The following is a 17,627-nucleotide window of genomic DNA, read 5'->3' on the forward strand; positions in this document are numbered from 1 at the left end:
TTAATGAAATATTTATATAGATGAATAAATTTTATTAAAATGTTTATAGCAATTATATTAACTAAAAAAAATATAAGTTTAGAAATAAAGACGTATTAAAGTGAGTTAAACTTTGATTTACGTCTTTATTTTTGTATATTAGTAAATAGTTAAAGTTTAGTAATTTTATTTTATTTAGTTATATGTATATAATGGATATAGAACTGATTATATAAACAGGAGTATTAGAAATGAATAGTAGATTAGATATTATAGAAAAAAATGATTTTGATGATTTTTTTAAGATATTAGATGCATCATTTCCTGAGGTGGAAAGAAGAAATTATAATGATCAAAAGAAACTTTTAGATGAAATGATGTATGAGATTTATGCATATAAGGATGAAGAAAAAATTATAAATGCTTTTATAGCTACCTGGAATTTTGATGAATTTAATTTTATTGAGCATTTTGCTGTAAATCCTAATATTAGAGGAAATGGTCTTGGAACGAAGATGTTAAATAATTATATGAAAGAATGTAAAAAAACTATATTTTTAGAAGTTGAACCTCCTAATACAGATATAGCTAAAAGACGAATAAATTTTTATAAAAGATTAGGATTTTATTTAAATGATTATGATTATGTACAATTGCCATTACAAAAACAACATAAACCTATTCCATTAATGGTGATGACATATCCAAGAAGAGTAAATAAAGATGAGTTTAAAAATTATAAAAGAAAAGTGTACAAGCATGTGTATAAAGCTAAAATTTAATTAAATTTTATATAAAGTTAAAAAGCATATGCTGAAATATAGCATATGCTTTTTTATATTGAGAAGATTGTTAGGATATTTAAAGTATTGACTTTTAAATTATTTTTTATTCATTTGTTTAATAGATAGAGATTAAATTATAATTCACTATTATAAAAATAAATTGAAAAATAACATAATAAATTGTAATATTATACATATAGGGAAAATAAGGTAAAATTAAAGTATACTTAATTAAAAGGGAATTTTAGTTTTTAAACATGTCATAATATAAGGGGGAACATAAAATGATAAAAAAATTAATTCTTAGTTTATTAATTACAACATCAATTATAGGGGGAACTGCTACTTCGGCATCAGCAAAATGGAAAGTAAATTTTAATGGGGCAAAGAGTTGGGAAGAAAACTCAGCAAATGTTACAGGATGGCATAAAATAGATGGTGAATGGTATAATTTTGGGAATAATGGTTTTATGCAAACTGGTTGGATGAAGGATAATGGAAATTGGTATTATTGTTGGTCAAACGGAATGATGGCTAATAGATCTTGGATGACAAATGGAGGATATTGGTATTATTTTGACCAAGATGGTAAGATGGTAACTGATAAAGTAAGAGTAGAGGATAATATATATGATTTTACTTCTCCAACAATTATTTATTCAGAAAGTGTAAATAAATCTAATCAAAATAAATAATTTAAATTTACTTAAAACATAATAAATGAGGTCTGTCTTAAAACATAAATAAAATATGTTATTGAGATAGACTTTTTTTATATTTTTGAATAATATTGAAAAATAATACTAAAAATATTTTTAGGTATTTTATATATAAGCTTTTATTTATTGATTATTTTTTTAATAGCACGATTAAGGAAGTGAAAAAAACTATGTTTATTCCAAAAAGAATTTTGTTTGAAAAAGGTTCTTTAAATTATGAAATAGGAAAAAATATTTATAATAAGTTTAAGAATGATTCAAAGGTTGAGATAATAAATTTAAGTTCAAATAAAGTAAAACAACATATTCCAGGGGAAAAACTATATGACTTTTATAGGGAGGGTAAAAATACATTAGTTGTTGGTGTTAAAAAAGGATTTAAATTTCAATCATGTAAACCATCAGCGCATTATCAATTACCTTTAATATCTGGATGTATTGGACATTGTCAATATTGTTACTTAAATACTAATTTAGGTGATAAACCTTATATAAAGGTTAATGTAAATATTGATGATATACTTAATCAAGCACAAAAGTATATAGAAGAACGTTTACCAGAAATCACTATATTTGAAGGGGCTGCAACATCAGATCCAATTCCTATAGAACCTTATACAAATTCTTTAAAAAAGGCTATAGAATTTTTTGCAAATAGTGATAGTGGAAGATTTAGATTTGTTACAAAGTTTAATGATGTTGATACCTTACTTAATATTAAACATAATGGTCATACAGAAATAAGATTTACATTAAATACTTCTAAGGTAATAAAGAGTTATGAAAATAGAACTAGCTCATTTGATATGAGACTAGAAAGTTGTAAGAGGATTGCAAAAGCTGAATATCCTTTAGGATTTATAATAGCACCTGTATTTTTATATGAAGGTTGGAAAGAAGACTATAGGGATTTACTTTATAAATTAAGAGAAAGATTACCAAAAGATTTTAAATATTCGCCTACCTTTGAAGTGATTTCACATAGATATACATCAAGAGCTAAAAATATAATAACCGAAGTATTTCCTGAAAATACATTACCAATGGAAGATGATGAAAGAAAATTTAAGTATGGTCAATTTGGATATGGAAAATATGTCTATACAAAGGAACAATTAGCAGACATGAAGGACTTCTTTTATCAACAAATAAAAGAGATATTTCCTGATGGAGAAATAAAATATATTATATAAAATTATGCTATAAAGCAAAAATTAATCTTAAATTAAAACATAATAAAATATATAATCTATAAAACAAAAAAGATCCTATATAGTAGACTCTCTTTTATGAGCGTCTACTATATAGGATTTATATTAATTTCAAATATCTTTTTTTATTTAATTTAATCTTAGTATATATTTAAAAATTATCTTAAGTTAAATTTTACTTTCTATTTTTTTTATATAATCTAAATACCAATTATTAAGTAATACTTTTAATGCAGCAGTAAGTGGTACAGCGAGTAACATTCCAAGTAATCCCCCTACATTACCACCTATTAAAATAGCAAGCATTATAAATACTGGATGCAAGCCAACGCTATCTCCAACAATTTTTGGGGCTAATAAATTATTGTCAATTTGTTGAACAATAAGCATAGAAACTATAGCATAAATTATTTTCATAGGTATGCCACTAAGAAGGCCCATTATAGCAGCAAGAATTGTGCCTACTATTGGTCCGACATAAGGAATCATATTACAGATACCTGCGATAATACCAATAACAAAGGCATAATCTATACCAACGATTGACAGTGCAATTGCTGAAAGCACTCCAACAAAAAATGCTTCTAATAATTGCCCACGAATAAATTTTCCAAATACTTTATGTATAGTTAGAAGTATATAATTAAGCTTATTACCTAATCTACTTTTTCTAAAGATTAAATAATAAATTTTATTCCATAAACTTATAAAATACTCATAATCTTTTAATAGATATATACTTATAATTAATGCAATAAAAAAAGTAGCAAGACTAGTTCCTATAGACATTATAAAAACAGCCATATTTCCAATATTGTTTGATATATAGTTTTGAACATAAGTAACTACATCTATTATATGAGGTTTTAGTGTATCTATAAATGGTATATTTAAATTTTCTAAAGTAGAATTAATTGAATCTCCAGAAAACGAATGAGTAGTTAAGTATGTAGAAATGTATTCTACTATATTGGTAATGCTAGTATTCTTTGATAATTGCCCACCAATCATAAAGTATATTCCACAAAGCAATGCTAAAATGATACCTATTATTAAAAGATAAGAAAAAATAATACTTAAAATACGTCTATTTGATAATTTTTTAATTTTATATAGTTTATTATTTCCTAAAAAATTTTCAATAAATTTAGTGATTGGAAATAATAAATATGTAATTACAATTGCAATAAGCAATGGCTTAATTAAAGTTAATGATTTTCCTATAATATTAAATATGCCTCCTACAATTGTACCTATGTTAAAAAGAAGTAAAAATGCTATATATATAGCAATTGCTGTAAAAGTTAAGTAAATACCATATTTAACCAATTTTTTATCTAATTCAATTTTCATGTTTTTAATTCCCTTTCTTAAGTTATATTAGATAAGATATAGTTTAACATAAAATTTTAGGAAAAAAATAAAAAATAAATAACTTTTTTAAAATTAAGATTAAGAGAAGATAAAGTTATAAAGATTAATTAATAATATATAAACATAGAGTTTATATATAAATTCTAAGAAAATTTCTCATTAATATAAATCTTAAAATACTTATAAATACTATTACTTACTAAATATAGTGAAGGAATTAAATAATAATTTAAAAAAATAAACTTAATTTACTTAATAATACAAATTAAATAAAATTTGGTTGATAAACTTTTTATATTCTTATATAGTATAAATATACACAAAACAATTATTATTTTGTGTACTATTGGGGGAGGAGAAAATTTATGTTAAAAGAAGAAGAATTGAAAAAGTTAGATGAGATTTTGACTAAGTATAGGTATAATAAAGCATCGGTTATTGCAATTATGCAAGAAGTGCAAAAGCAATACAGATATTTACCACAAGATACATTAATTTATATTGCAAAATCACTTGGAATTAGTAAAGCAAAGATATATAGTGTTGCAACATTTTATGAAAACTTTTCATTAAAACCAAAAGGAAAATATGTAATAAAAATATGTAATGGAACAGCATGTCATGTAAGAAAATCTGTACCTATATTAGATGAATTTAGAAACATATTAGGTCTTTCTGAAAGTAAATGTACTACTGATGATATGATATTTACTGTAGAAACAGTGTCATGTTTAGGTGCATGTGGACTAGCACCTGTATGCACTGTAAACGATATAGTACATCCAAGCATGACACCAGAAAAAGCAAAGAATTTAATTAAGAAATTAAAGGAGGAAACCGCTAATGAAAATTTATAATAGAGAAGAACTAGATTCAATAAGAGTAAAATATAAAAATGCTTTAGCTAGTCAATATAAGCAGATTTTAATTTGTGCAGGAACTGGTTGTGTAGCTGGGGGCTCCTTGAATATATATAAAAGACTTCAAGAATTAATAGATGAAAAAGGACTTAGTATTCAAATTAAATTGGAAGAAGAACCACATGATAATAGTATAGGTTTAAAAAAGAGTGGATGTCATGGTTTTTGTGAAATGGGTCCTTTATTAAGGATAGAACCAATGGGATGGCTATATATAAGAGTAAAGGTTAGTGATTGTGAAGAAATTATTGAAAAAAGCATAATTGGAGATGAAGTTGTAGAACGTTTAATTTATAAAGATGGTAATCAAAGTTATAGTAAGCAAGAAGAAATACCATTCTATAAAAAACAAACACGTGTTGCTTTAGAACATTGTGGACATATTAATGCAGAATCTATTGAAGAATATTTAGCAGCAGATGGATATACGGCTATGGAAAAAGCTCTTTTTGATATGACACCAGAGGAAATAGTAAATGAAATTTCAGAATCTTCCCTTCGAGGAAGAGGTGGAGGAGGATTTCCAACAGGAAGAAAATGGTCTCAAGTATTAAATCAAAGTGAAAAAGAAAAATTTATTGTATGTAATGGTGACGAAGGTGATCCAGGTGCATTTATGGATAGAAGTATGATGGAAGGTGATCCTCATCGAGTAATAGAAGGAATGATTATTGCTGGTATTGCAACAAATGCTAATAATGGATATATATATGTTCGTGCAGAATATCCTCTTGCAGTTAAAAGGTTACAAATTGCTATTGAACAAGCTATGGAAAAAGGACTGCTAGGGGAAAATATTTTAAATTCAGGTTTTAATTTTAATTTGCATATTAGTCAAGGAGCAGGAGCTTTTGTATGTGGGGAAGGAAGTGCTTTAACAGCTTCTATAGAAGGTAATCGTGGTATGCCAAGAGTGAAACCGCCAAGAACAGTTGAACAAGGTCTATTTGGAAAACCAACAGTATTAAATAATGTCGAAACATTCTGTAATGTTCCACCTATTATAAATAAAGGTTCAAATTGGTATAAAACTATGGGGCCAAAGGGTAATCATGGAACAAAAGCTTTTGCACTTACAGGTAATGTAAAAAATACCGGATTAATAGAAGTTCCTATGGGAATAACTTTAAAAGATGTTGTATTTAATATTGGTGGTGGAGTTAAAGATGGAAATTTAAAAGCAGTTCAAATAGGAGGACCATCAGGGGGATGTCTTTGTCTTCATGCTAATCATCTTGACTTAAATTTAGATTTTGATTCATTAAAGAAAGTTGGAGCAATGATTGGTAGTGGTGGATTAGTTGTTATGAATGATAAGAGCTGTATGGTAGAAGTAGCTCGTTTCTTTATGAATTTCACACAAAATGAATCATGTGGTAAATGTATACCTTGTAGAGAAGGTACTAAGAGGATGCTAGAGTTACTTACAGATATAGTTGAAGGAAGAGGTACATTAGAGCATATAGACATGCTCGAAGAATTAGCAGAAACTATTTCATCAACAGCACTTTGTGGACTTGGAAAGAGTGCATCATTGCCTGTTATAAGTACCTTAAAATATTTTAGAGATGAATATGTAGCCCATGTTGTAGATAAAAAGTGTGAGGCAGGAGTATGTAAAGCATTAATGTCTTATGAAATAAATAAGGATAAATGTAAAGGATGTTCTAAATGTGCTAGGTTATGCCCTGCTAAAGCTATTTCAGGAGAATTAAAGAAACCTTATACCATTGATAAATCAAAATGTATTAAATGTGGCGCTTGTATGGAAGGATGCGCTTTCAAAGCAGTTGAATTGGTTTAATAAAATAAGAGATGTAAAATATGGAGAGGATGATAAGAAACTATGTCAAAATATATGATAATTGATGGTAATAAGGTAGAGTTTGATAAAGAAAAAAATATTTTAGATTTGGTTAGAAAAGCAGGAATTGATTTACCTACATTCTGTTATTATTCAGAGTTGTCAATTTATGGAGCTTGCAGAATGTGTGTGGTTGAGGATGAGAGGGGGGGAATTATAGCTTCTTGTTCTACACCACCAAAAGATAAAATGTCAATTAAAACTAATACTCCTAAATTGTATAAACATCGTAAAATGATTTTAGAGTTATTATTGGCAGCACACTGTAGAGATTGTACTATATGTGAAAAGAATGGAAAATGTAAGCTTCAAGAGTTAGCACTTCGTTTTGGATTAAAGAATATAAGATTTAAAGATAATAATGTTAAACATGAATTAGATACTTCTTCTAAAGCAATTATACGTGACCCAAGTAAATGTATTTTATGTGGAGATTGTGTCAGAATGTGTAATGAAGTTCAAAATGTAGGTGCAATAGATTTTGCTCATAGAGGATCAAAGATGGTAGTAAGTCCTGCATTTGATAGATGTTTAGCAGAAACAGAGTGTGTAAATTGCGGACAATGTGCTACAGTATGTCCTACAGGTGCAATTGTTGTAAAGAGTGATTTTAAAGAGGTTTGGAAAGCTATTTATGATCCTAATAAGAGGGTTGTAGCTCAAGTTGCACCAGCAGTACGTGTAGCATTAGGTGAAGAGTTTGGAATGAAACCTGGTGAAAATGTAATGGATAAAATTTCAGCAGCAATGAGAAGAATAGGCTTTGATGAAATTTATGATACTTCATTAAGTGCAGATCTTACAATTATAGAAGAATCTAAAGAATTTTTAGAAAAGTTAGAATTAGGAAATAATAAATTTCCACTATTTACTTCATGCTGTCCAGCTTGGGTTAGATATGTGGAAACAAAGCATCCAGATATGATGAAGTATGTCTCAACTTGTAAATCACCAATGCAAATGTTTGGCGCTGTTATTAAAGAATATTTTAAAGAAAAGGATTCATCAGAGAAAAAAGAAACAATATCTATAGCAGTTATGCCATGTACAGCAAAAAAGGCAGAAGCTGCTAGAGATGAATTTATAAGAGAAGGTATTAAAGATGTTGATTTTGTAATTACTACAACAGAATTAAGTTCAATGATTAAAGAAACAGGATTAAGATTTAATGAAATTGAAGGAGAATCTCCAGATATGCCATTTGCTTTATATTCAGGTGCAGGTGTAATATTTGGTGTTACCGGAGGCGTAACAGAAGCAGTTATTCGTGGAGTAGCTCAAGATAAAACTCCTAAAGCATTAAAAGATATAGAATTTATTGGTGTAAGAGGTATGAATGGGGTAAAGGTATGTGAACTTCCGATTAAAGATAATATCCTTCGTATAGCAGTAGTTAGTGGACTTGGTAATGCAGAAATGTTAATTCAAAAAATTAAATCTGAAGAAGAACATTTTGACTTTGTAGAAGTTATGGCTTGCCCAGGAGGATGTATATGTGGAGCGGGACAACCTTTTAGCTTAAAAGATGGTAAAAAAGAAAGAGCAAAGGGATTATATAAATCAGATAAGGTTGCTCAAATTAAAAGAAGTGAAGAAAACCCTATGATGATATCTTTATATAATGGAATATTAAAGGACAAGTCTAAAGAGTTACTTCATGTTCATTATGAAAATAGTACACACTAGAAAAATTCTTGGGAAATATTGTATTTAAAAAGGATCTTTTATACTTAGTAGTATAAAATTTTAATTTTATAATAGATATCTTAAATCAAAGGTTTGAATTAAGATATCTATTTTTTATTGCCGCACCATTATTCCTGCACTAGGTTTGGAAAGGGTGCATGGCTAAAAAAATCGAAGCTCCACAGTCGCTTAGCGATTTTTTGTTAAAACCTTTATTAAATTAGAAATAAGTGGTATAGTAATTTAATAAAATTCTAAAATAATAAAGAATTATATATTGATGAATAATACTTTATGAGATCTAATTCTTATAATAAATTTAAGATGTATTGTACAAATTGTTTATAATATAAATATTTATTTATGATGTAGTGTAAAAATTAAAGTAGATTATATTAAATATAAGAGTGTAGGAGGGGATATTTTGAGAATTGGTATTATAAGACATTTTAAAGTTGATTATAAAAAGAAATTTTTTATGACATCGAAAGAATTTAAGGGGTGGGAAGAATCTTATAATAATAGTAAAGTTACTCGAAATGATGTAAAATTACATAATATAAATTGGGATAAATGTTATTCAAGTACGCTAAGTAGGGCAATAACAACAGCAGAAGATGTTTATTCGGGAAAAATAGTTAAAAGTGATTTTATTAGAGAAGTTCCTATAAGTCCATTGTTTAAGACCAATTTAAAACTTCCATATTGTTTTTGGGCAATAACTTCAAGATTAGCTTGGTATTTTAACTTTGGTCCAGAAGAAGAAAAAAGAAAAATTACTGAGACAAAAGCTAAAAAATTTATTGATTTTCTTGAAAATGAAGCTAAAAAAGAAGGCTCAGAGAATATTTTAATAGTTACTCATGGATTTTTTATGTATACTCTTCAAAAAGAACTTAAAAAAAGAGGATTTAAAGGGAAAATAGTTTATATGCCTAAAAATGGAATACTATACTTATATAAGAAATTTTGATGTGTAAGTTTTCTCTTGATTAATACATATAAGCAATGTAATATAAAACATGTAAACTTTGTTAAAGTTTACATGTTTTATATTTATGAGAGAATTTATTAAACAATTAGCATTAATACTACATATGTTTATACAAGTAATAGATAGTAGTTTAATATTTTAGGATAATTATTTCTAAATTTGAAGTAATTTTAAATAAACATAATAGGGAATATATAAATACTATGTTTTAAAGCAGTATTCATATTACAATATTATATTAACTTAAAACAATGATATTACAAAAGAGGGGGAAAGAAATTGAGTAGCGCAAACATAATAGATAACAGAATATCTTTATTTAGGCTTACATGGCCTATTTTTATTGAACTTATTTTACAAATGCTTGTAAGCAATGTAGATCAGTTAATGTTGAGTAGAGTTTCAGAAAATTCAGTGGCAGCTGTTGGGAATGTAAATCAGATTATGAATTTTTTACTTATAACTTTTAGTGTAATTACAATGGCAACTACAATATTGGTATCACAATATCTCGGAGCAAAAAATTACGAAAAAGTATCAGAAGTATATTCAGTATCTGTATTTTCTAATTTAGTTTTTAGTATTTTTATAAGTTTAATATTATTATGTTTTAATGAGGTGTTTTTTAAGTGGTTAAGAACTCCTAATGAATTATTAAGTGACGCTAAAATGTATATAAGTATAATAGGTGGAGGTATATTTCTTCAAGCAATATTAATGACATATTCAGCTATACTTAGAAGTAATGGTCTTATGAAACAAGGAATGTATGTTTCAGCAATAGTAAATGTTATCAATATAATTGGAAATTCTATTTTTATAACAGGCTCATTTGGTGTACCAAAGCTTGGTGTTGAAGGGGTTGCTATATCAAGTGTACTAAGTAGATTAATTGGTGTTATGGTAATAATTTTTATATTTAAGAAAAATGTTAAAGGAAAAGTATCTTTGAGTTATTTAAATCCATTTCCAAAACAAACATTTAAAAGATTAATGATGATTGGCCTTCCATCTGGAGGAGAATCAGTTTCTTATAATTTTTCTCAAATGGTTATATTGACTTTTGTTAATATAATGGGGACAAGCTCAGTGGCAACAAAAGCTTATGTAAATATATTAGTTTGGTTTTCATTTATATATGGTGCAGCAGTATCACAAGCCAATCAAATTAGAATCGGATATCTTATTGGTGCTAAAAATGAAGATGAAGCTTATAAAAAAGTGCTTCAAACTTTAAGACCAGCGGCTATGGTTTCAGTGAGTGCATCAATAATTTTATTTATATTCAGTAATCAACTTTTAGGCATATTTACTTCAAATATTGATATCTTGATTTTAGGTAAAAAATTATTGCTTATAGATATTTTATTAGAGCTTGGAAGAGCTTTTAATATGGTTATAATAAAAGGAATGCAGGCAGCAGGTGATATTAAATATCCTATATTTATAGGAGTTTTATCAATGTGGAGTGTTGCAACTGGACTTGCATATGTTCTTGGAATAAAACTCGGATGGGGACTTCAGGGGGTATGGATTGCAATGATGTGTGATGAATGTTTAAGAGGATGTATATTTTATATAAGATGGAGAAGGGGAACTTGGAGAAATAAGAATGTATTTGCATAAGAAATATATTAAAGTAAGAAAGTAACGACTGACATATTATCTCATATAATAAAATGTGGTATAACATTTTAAAGGAGTTATTATGTATAAAAAAGGAGATTTTCATGTTCATTCTACATGTTCAGATGGAAGTTATACCCCAAGTCAAGTAGTTGATTTAGCCAAGAGAAGAGAAGTAGATATAATATCTTTAACTGACCATAATAATACTTCAGGTATAGATGAAGCTATTGAGGCTGGAGAAGAACTTGGTGTTAAGGTTATACCTGGTGTTGAACTTTCAACAAGATATAATAATAGTAGAGTGCATGTTTTAGGATATTTTAAGGATGATAGTTATAAAGATGATCTTCTTATTGAAGTATTAAAATGTATCAAAAATAAAAAAATAACTATGGTAAAAAAAATATTAGGAAGTTTTATAAATTTTTATGATAGTAAAGAAAGATTATCTGTTGAAAGTGGAATAGAATTATTAAAATTTTTTGGGGCTACAGTTATATTAGCACATCCAGTTTTGATTAATAGGGAAAATTTTAAAAAAATTATAAAATTTAAATTTGATGGATTAGAAGCAAAATATGTTAGTAATACTGAAAAAGATACACAATATTTTTTAAATGTGGCAAGAGAAAAAAATCTTATTTATACTGCAGGGTCGGATTTTCATGATTGTAATAGATTTTATAGAACTCATGGAATAATTGGTGATGTCTATCTAACAGAAAAAGAAATTTATGATTTTTTAACAAGAGGAGAATTGTACCCATACATTTGACTATAATTATTTTAATTACTATTATAGAGTAAATAATACAATAGAGTTTTTAGTATATGTTTTAAAGTATATACTAAATTATTTTTATAGAATGTTTAGGGGGCAGATAAAATGAGATTTTCAACAAGAAGAATGGTATTAATAGGAGTAATGGCAGCAATATGTTTTGTAGGGACTTATCTTCATGTTCCATTAGCAGTAGGAGGATCTACAACTATGATACATTTAGGAACTACTGCAATTTTTATTGCTGCTGTTTTAATTGGACCAGATGCAGGATTGTCAGCAGGAATAGGATGTGCACTATATGATGCATTAGATCCTACATTTGCAGCTTGGATAATTCCAACATTAATAGTTAAAGGACTAACAGGTTATGTTGCAGGAAAGATAAGTTTTATGAATAATAAGAATGGTGAAAATTCAATTCAAAATATAATAGGATTTATAGCTGGCGGAATAGTTTCACTAATTGGATATTTTATATTTAATTGGTTGGTTTTTGTAGGACTAGCTTCAGCAACAATAAAATTGTTGGCATCTATAGGAACAACAGCGTTAGGACTTGCAATAGCAATTCCTTTATCAATTGCAATAAAGAAAGCAACAACACATATTATAGGAGCTATTAATTAGATAATTATAAATTTAATATATAAATAAAAAAGAGTTTCCACTTATTAATAATATTTTGGAGATTCTTTTATATTTTTATTTACATTTAATTTTGTTTTTAGTGAATATTTATATTAGTCACATTCAAAAAATAATAGACTAGTATTCCAGTTTGTTTGATTTATTATTTTATGTGCTTTAAAGTTAAATATTGATTCAAAATATAAGTTTATTTTTAATTATTGCAAGAAAATATGTTACAATTTAGTTGACTGGGTAAAATATACTATAAATAATACATTGAAAGGTAATAGGAAGTATGAAAAAACCTATAAAAAGAGTAGCTGCAATACATGATATATGTGGATTTGGAAAAGCAGCCTTAACAAATATAATACCTGTACTATCAACATTAGGAGTAGAAGTATGTCCAATACCAACAATGGTTTTAAGCACTCATACAGGGGGATTTGGAGATCCTAAGATAGTTAAACTTAAAGGGTATGTGGCAGATACGTTTGAACATTATAAAGAATTTAATATTGATTTTGAAGGGATTTTTGTTGGATATTTAGGAACTATTGATAATATAAAAGAAACTTATGAATTTATAAAAGGAGCAAATAAGGATACTACGTTAGTATGTTTTGATCCTATCTTTGGGGATTATGGAAATTATTATTCTAATTTTAATGAGAATTATTCTGAACAGTTAAAAAAACTATTAAAGTATTCAGATATAATAACACCTAATTTTACTGAAGCATGTATTTTAGCTGATGAAAAAATATCAGAATATGTATCCGAGGAACAACTATTAAATATTTCCAGAAAATTATTTGATTTTGGATGTAAAAATATTATAATTACAAGTGTTCCTGTTAAAGATAAAAATAAAATTGCAACATCAATATATTTAGGGAGAAATGATTCAATTAATATAATTATTTCTAATAAGTTGAAGAAATCATATCCAGGAACAGGAGATATATTTACATCAGTATTAATAGGAAAATATTTAAATGGAATTTCATTATTGGATAGTGTTAAAGATTCATGTGAATTTGTAGAGAGATGTATTAGAGAAAGCAGTAAACATGATTATGATACTAAAGAAGGTGTGCTTCTTGAATCATCATTAAAATATTTAAATGACTTAAAATAATTAAAATATTTTATATATTTCAAGCACCAAACTAGTTAATGTGGTGCTTTTATTTATTTGTAGTTATATTAAAAAAATAATATAACAATATAATGTTTGTGATTTATTTTGAATGAATTTGATTGAAAAGATTAATTTAAGAGACTAAAATTGTAAAATATTTGATAAAAATGATTGAAAATATTTTAAAATGATTTATTTTGAAATATTTTGACTGAAAATGATTGATTTTTATTTAAAAATAGTTTATTATAAAGATGCGGAGTGGTGATAATGTTTACAGAAGAAAGATATAATATAATCCTTCAAGAATTAAATTCAAAGGGGATAATTGCAGTTGCAGATTTAGTTAAAATATTAAATGCATCTGAATCAACAATAAGGAGAGACTTAAATATTCTTCATAATAAAGGCCTTTTAAAAAAAATTCATGGTGGTGCAATTTTAAATGGAGAAAGAGCTTCTAAACATGATTATATGGTTAATATTAGAAAGTCACTTAATATAAATGAAAAATTTGAAATTGCTAAATATGCAGCATCATTAATTAAAAATGGAGATATGATTTATTTAGATGCAGGAACTACAACAGGAGAATTAATAGAATTTATAAAAGAAAGAGAAATAACAGTTGTCACTAATGCAATAGTTCACGCAAAGAAGCTTTTAGAAAAAAATATAAAAACTTTTATATTAGGGGGAGAATTAAAAGCTACAACAGAAGCAGTTGTAGGTCCAATAACAGTTGAAGATCTTAAAAAATATAATTTTTCAAAAGGATTTTTTGGAACAAATGGTATAAGTAATGAAAAAGGGTATACAACCCCAGATGTAAATGAGGCAATGGTAAAAGCGGAAGCGATAAAAAGATGCAATGAAGCGTTTATTTTAGCAGATGAATCAAAATTAGAACAAGTCAGTTTTATAACTTTTGGAGAAATAAAAGATGCAGTAATAATAACTAATAAAATAAATATTAAATATGATACTAATGTAATAGAGGTGAATAAAAATGATTAATACAATAACTCTTAATCCATCTTTGGATTATATATTAAAAGTTGATAAGTTTAATATAGATTCATTAAATAGAAGTGAAAAAGAACAAATATATGCTGGAGGAAAAGGAATTAATGTTTCTATAGTACTGAATAACTTAGGAGTAGAGAATACAGCTTTAGGATATGTTGCAGGATTTACTGGTGATGAAATAGTAAAACAAGTAAAAGAACATGGAGTAAATTGTGATTTTATAAAATTAGAAGAAGGATTATCTAGGATAAACGTAAAGCTTAAAAGTTTAGGAGAAACAGAAATAAATGGTTCTGGTCCTCAAATTACAAGTGAAAACTTAGAAAATCTATATGAAAAGCTTTCATATTTAAAACAAGGTGATTATTTAATACTATCTGGAAGTATTCCAAAAGGTGTACCAGATGATATTTATGAAAACATAATGAATAGACTTTTAAATAAAAAAGTTGAATTTATAGTAGATGCAACGAAAGATTTACTTTTAAAAGTATTAAAATATAAACCATTTTTAATAAAACCAAATCATCATGAATTAGCAGAAATGTTTAATGTAGAATTAAAAAATGATAAAGATATAATTATATATGGAAAGAAACTTCAAGAAATGGGAGCTAAAAATGTACTTATTTCAATGGCTGGTGATGGAGCTATATTATTACCTGAAAATGGAGAACCAGTAAAAAGAGAAGTGCCAAAAGGAATACTTAAAAACTCAGTTGGTGCAGGTGACTCAATGGTAGCAGGATTCTTGGCAGGTTATATAAAAAACAATGATATACAGGAAGCTTTCAAAATGGGAATTGCAACTGGTAGTGCAAGTGCATTCTCAGAAGAACTAGCAACAAAAGAAGAAGTTGAAAATTTATTAACTCAAATATAAGGATATGGAGGGAAGAAGAATGAAAATTGTTGACTTATTAAAAAAACAAGGTATCAATTTAGACTTTAATCCTAATTCAAAAGAAGACTGTATAAATCAATTAGTAGATTTAATGGACAAAACAGAAAATTTAAATAATAAGGAAGAATATAAAAAAGCTATAATAGCTAGAGAAGAACAAAGTACAACAGGTATTGGAGATGGTATTGCTATACCACATGGAAAAACTAGGGCTGTAAAAAGAGCATCTCTTGCAGCGGCTGTATGTAAAGATGGGGTTGACTATGATTCTTTAGATGGACAAGTAGCAAAATTATTTTTTATGATTGCAGTACCAGATAATAGTGATAATCTACATTTGGAAGTTTTGGCAAGATTATCAACTATATTAATGGATGAAGAATTTAAAGAAAGTTTAATAAATTGTACAGATAAAGATACATTCTTGAGTTTGATTGATAAAAAAGAAGATGAAAAATTCCCAACTGAATCTAATAAAGTTAACCCCTCTTCAAATAATGAAGGATATAGAGTTTTAGCAGTAACTGCATGTCCTACAGGAATAGCTCATACATACATGGCAGCAGAAAGTCTTGAAAATAAAGGTAAGGAAATGGGTGTTACAATAAAGGTTGAAACAAATGGTTCTGGAGGAGCTAAAAATGTTTTAACTAAACAAGAAATTCAAAATGCTGAGTGTATAATTATTGCAGCTGACAAAAATGTTGAAATGGGTAGATTTGATGGTAAAAGAGTAATTAAAACAAAAGTTGCAAATGGAATACATAAAGCAGAAGAATTAATTACAGAAGCCATAAGTGGAAAAGCACTTGTGTATAATCATGATGTAAGCAGTAATACATCAGATGAAAATATAGAAAATGAAAGTATTGGACGTCAAATTTATAAACATCTTATGAATGGTGTATCTCATATGTTACCATTTGTAATAGGTGGGGGTATATTAATAGCATTAGCATTCCTTTTTGACACATATGATGCTGTAAATCCTAGTAATTTTGGTTCGGGAACACCTATTGCAGCATTTTTAATGAATATTGGTAAGAGTGCATTTGGTTTTATGTTACCAGTGCTTGCTGGATTTATTGCAATGAGCATAGGGGATAGACCGGCTTTAGCAGTTGGATTTGTTGGTGGAGCGATTGCAAATTCAGGACTTACATTTGCAAATGCATTTGATAAAGAGATTCCAATGGTTAGTTCAGGATTTTTAGGAGCATTACTTGCTGGATTTATTGCAGGGTATTTAGTTGTTGGACTTAAAAAATTACTTGATAAGTTACCAGATAGTTTAGAAGGATTAAAACCAGTACTACTATATCCGTTAATAGGAATATTCTTAATAGGACTTATAATAGCATATATAAATCCTGCTATGGGAATAATAAATGAAGCTATTACTAACGGTCTTAATTCAATGGGTGGTACTAGTAAAATTTTATTAGGAATAATCCTAGGAGCTATGATGTCAGTTGATATGGGTGGCCCTGTTAATAAAGCAGCATATGTATTTGGTACAGCATCACTTGCAAGTGGAAATTATGAAATAATGGCGGCAGTTATGGCAGCAGGTATGGTTCCACCACTTGCAATTGCATTAAGTACAACTTTCTTTAAAAATAGATATACACAAAGAGAAAGACAATCAGGTATTACAAATTATATAATGGGATTATCATTCATTACAGAAGGTGCAATTCCATTCGCAGCAGCAGATCCATTAAGAGTATTACCAGCATGTATAGTTGGATCAGCAATAACAGGTGGACTTTCAATGTTCTTTAATTGTGCTCTAAGAGCACCACATGGTGGATTATTTGTAATAGGGATTATAGATAATAAACTTGGATATATTGCAGCGATTTTAGTAGGTGCAATAGTAGGTATGATAATCCTTTCTATATTAAAGAAACCACTTGAAAAAACTAAATAAGGCATATTAATATAAAAAGATAGAAATATTTTAAATTATATT

The 17,627-nt window shown here is 27.3% G+C and carries 15 protein-coding genes; 14 read left to right on the forward strand and 1 reads right to left on the reverse strand.

The window, feature by feature from the left end:
- The first annotated feature begins 230 nt into the window (after positions 1 to 230).
- The 3 genes from KYD98_RS10760 (at position 231) to splB (ending at position 2,676) form a co-directional block, all read left to right on the forward strand.
- The gene (locus tag KYD98_RS10760) at positions 231 to 761 is read left to right on the forward strand and encodes a GNAT family N-acetyltransferase (RefSeq protein WP_219780027.1); all 531 of its coding nucleotides are present in this window, start codon (positions 231 to 233) and stop codon (positions 759 to 761) included.
- Between the two features lie 287 nt (positions 762 to 1,048).
- Positions 1,049 to 1,459 (forward strand): phage tail protein, encoded by a 411-nt coding sequence (locus tag KYD98_RS10765; RefSeq protein ID WP_219780029.1) that lies wholly within the window; start codon positions 1,049 to 1,051, stop codon positions 1,457 to 1,459.
- A gap of 194 nt (positions 1,460 to 1,653) precedes the next feature.
- Positions 1,654 to 2,676: a spore photoproduct lyase gene (gene splB, locus KYD98_RS10770; protein ID WP_219780031.1), complete on the forward strand. Its 1,023-nt coding sequence runs from the start codon at positions 1,654 to 1,656 to the stop codon at positions 2,674 to 2,676.
- A 186-nt stretch (positions 2,677 to 2,862) separates the two neighbouring features.
- On the opposite strand, the gene KYD98_RS10775 is transcribed toward splB, so the two are convergent.
- A complete protein-coding gene (locus KYD98_RS10775) occupies positions 2,863 to 4,047 on the reverse strand; it encodes an AI-2E family transporter (RefSeq protein WP_219780033.1) in 1,185 nt (394 codons plus the stop codon).
- Positions 4,048 to 4,433: 386 nt separating this feature from the next.
- Here KYD98_RS10775 and KYD98_RS10780 point away from each other — a divergent pair, with 386 nt between their 5' ends.
- The 11 genes from KYD98_RS10780 (at position 4,434) to KYD98_RS10830 (ending at position 17,585) form a co-directional block, all read left to right on the forward strand.
- Positions 4,434 to 4,925: an NADH-quinone oxidoreductase subunit NuoE family protein gene (locus tag KYD98_RS10780; protein ID WP_219780036.1), complete on the forward strand. Its 492-nt coding sequence runs from the start codon at positions 4,434 to 4,436 to the stop codon at positions 4,923 to 4,925.
- Positions 4,912 to 6,792: an NADH-quinone oxidoreductase subunit NuoF gene (locus KYD98_RS10785; RefSeq protein ID WP_219780038.1), complete on the forward strand. Its 1,881-nt coding sequence runs from the start codon at positions 4,912 to 4,914 to the stop codon at positions 6,790 to 6,792. The genes KYD98_RS10780 and KYD98_RS10785 overlap by 14 nt, the downstream gene beginning before the upstream one ends.
- 42 nt (positions 6,793 to 6,834) lie before the next feature.
- Positions 6,835 to 8,538, forward strand: a complete 1,704-nt coding sequence (locus KYD98_RS10790) for a [FeFe] hydrogenase, group A (RefSeq protein ID WP_219780039.1) — start codon at positions 6,835 to 6,837, stop codon at positions 8,536 to 8,538.
- A 424-nt stretch (positions 8,539 to 8,962) separates the two neighbouring features.
- Positions 8,963 to 9,511 (forward strand): phosphoglycerate mutase family protein, encoded by a 549-nt coding sequence (locus tag KYD98_RS10795; RefSeq protein WP_219780041.1) that lies wholly within the window; start codon positions 8,963 to 8,965, stop codon positions 9,509 to 9,511.
- 300 nt (positions 9,512 to 9,811) lie between these two features.
- Complete coding sequence (locus KYD98_RS10800; RefSeq protein WP_258049766.1) at positions 9,812 to 11,158, forward strand: MATE family efflux transporter; 1,347 nt, start codon at positions 9,812 to 9,814, stop codon at positions 11,156 to 11,158.
- 82 nt (positions 11,159 to 11,240) lie between these two features.
- On the forward strand, positions 11,241 to 11,936 hold the full coding sequence (locus KYD98_RS10805; RefSeq protein WP_219780043.1) for a PHP domain-containing protein: 696 nt from the start codon (positions 11,241 to 11,243) through the stop codon (positions 11,934 to 11,936).
- Between the two features lie 111 nt (positions 11,937 to 12,047).
- Entirely contained in the window at positions 12,048 to 12,572 is a 525-nt protein-coding gene (locus KYD98_RS10810) for an ECF transporter S component (RefSeq protein ID WP_219780045.1), read from the forward strand.
- Positions 12,573 to 12,870: 298 nt separating this feature from the next.
- Positions 12,871 to 13,716 carry a pyridoxamine kinase gene (locus tag KYD98_RS10815; RefSeq protein WP_219780046.1) on the forward strand — a complete coding sequence of 282 codons (846 nt, stop codon included), beginning with the start codon at positions 12,871 to 12,873 and terminating at the stop codon, positions 13,714 to 13,716.
- Positions 13,717 to 13,989: 273 nt separating this feature from the next.
- Positions 13,990 to 14,736, forward strand: coding sequence for a DeoR/GlpR family DNA-binding transcription regulator (locus tag KYD98_RS10820; protein WP_219780048.1), 747 nt, complete (start codon positions 13,990 to 13,992; stop codon positions 14,734 to 14,736).
- Positions 14,729 to 15,631 carry a 1-phosphofructokinase gene (gene pfkB, locus KYD98_RS10825; RefSeq protein ID WP_219780050.1) on the forward strand — a complete coding sequence of 301 codons (903 nt, stop codon included), beginning with the start codon at positions 14,729 to 14,731 and terminating at the stop codon, positions 15,629 to 15,631. Before KYD98_RS10820 ends, pfkB begins: the two co-directional genes overlap by 8 nt.
- Positions 15,632 to 15,650: 19 nt before the next feature.
- Positions 15,651 to 17,585, forward strand: coding sequence for a PTS fructose transporter subunit IIABC (locus tag KYD98_RS10830; RefSeq protein WP_219780052.1), 1,935 nt, complete (start codon positions 15,651 to 15,653; stop codon positions 17,583 to 17,585).
- Positions 17,586 to 17,627 lie beyond the last annotated feature (42 nt).

Origin of the sequence: Clostridium weizhouense, assembly GCF_019431045.1 — a bacterium.
GTDB lineage: Bacteria > Bacillota > Clostridia > Clostridiales > Clostridiaceae > Clostridium > Clostridium weizhouense.

Excerpts from the sequence above, each read along its gene's own strand:
- KYD98_RS10760 (WP_219780027.1), top strand. The coding sequence starts at position 231 with ATGAATAGTAGATTAGATATTATAGAAAAAAATGATTTTGATGATTTT.
- KYD98_RS10765 (WP_219780029.1), top strand. The coding sequence starts at position 1,049 with ATGATAAAAAAATTAATTCTTAGTTTATTAATTACAACATCAATTATA.
- splB (WP_219780031.1), top strand. The coding sequence starts at position 1,654 with ATGTTTATTCCAAAAAGAATTTTGTTTGAAAAAGGTTCTTTAAATTAT.
- KYD98_RS10775 (WP_219780033.1), bottom strand. The coding sequence starts at position 4,047 with ATGAAAATTGAATTAGATAAAAAATTGGTTAAATATGGTATTTACTTA.
- KYD98_RS10780 (WP_219780036.1), top strand. The coding sequence starts at position 4,434 with ATGTTAAAAGAAGAAGAATTGAAAAAGTTAGATGAGATTTTGACTAAG.
- KYD98_RS10785 (WP_219780038.1), top strand. The coding sequence starts at position 4,912 with ATGAAAATTTATAATAGAGAAGAACTAGATTCAATAAGAGTAAAATAT.
- KYD98_RS10790 (WP_219780039.1), top strand. The coding sequence starts at position 6,835 with ATGTCAAAATATATGATAATTGATGGTAATAAGGTAGAGTTTGATAAA.
- KYD98_RS10805 (WP_219780043.1), top strand. The coding sequence starts at position 11,241 with ATGTATAAAAAAGGAGATTTTCATGTTCATTCTACATGTTCAGATGGA.
- KYD98_RS10810 (WP_219780045.1), top strand. The coding sequence starts at position 12,048 with ATGAGATTTTCAACAAGAAGAATGGTATTAATAGGAGTAATGGCAGCA.
- KYD98_RS10815 (WP_219780046.1), top strand. The coding sequence starts at position 12,871 with ATGAAAAAACCTATAAAAAGAGTAGCTGCAATACATGATATATGTGGA.
- KYD98_RS10820 (WP_219780048.1), top strand. The coding sequence starts at position 13,990 with ATGTTTACAGAAGAAAGATATAATATAATCCTTCAAGAATTAAATTCA.
- pfkB (WP_219780050.1), top strand. The coding sequence starts at position 14,729 with ATGATTAATACAATAACTCTTAATCCATCTTTGGATTATATATTAAAA.
- KYD98_RS10830 (WP_219780052.1), top strand. The coding sequence starts at position 15,651 with ATGAAAATTGTTGACTTATTAAAAAAACAAGGTATCAATTTAGACTTT.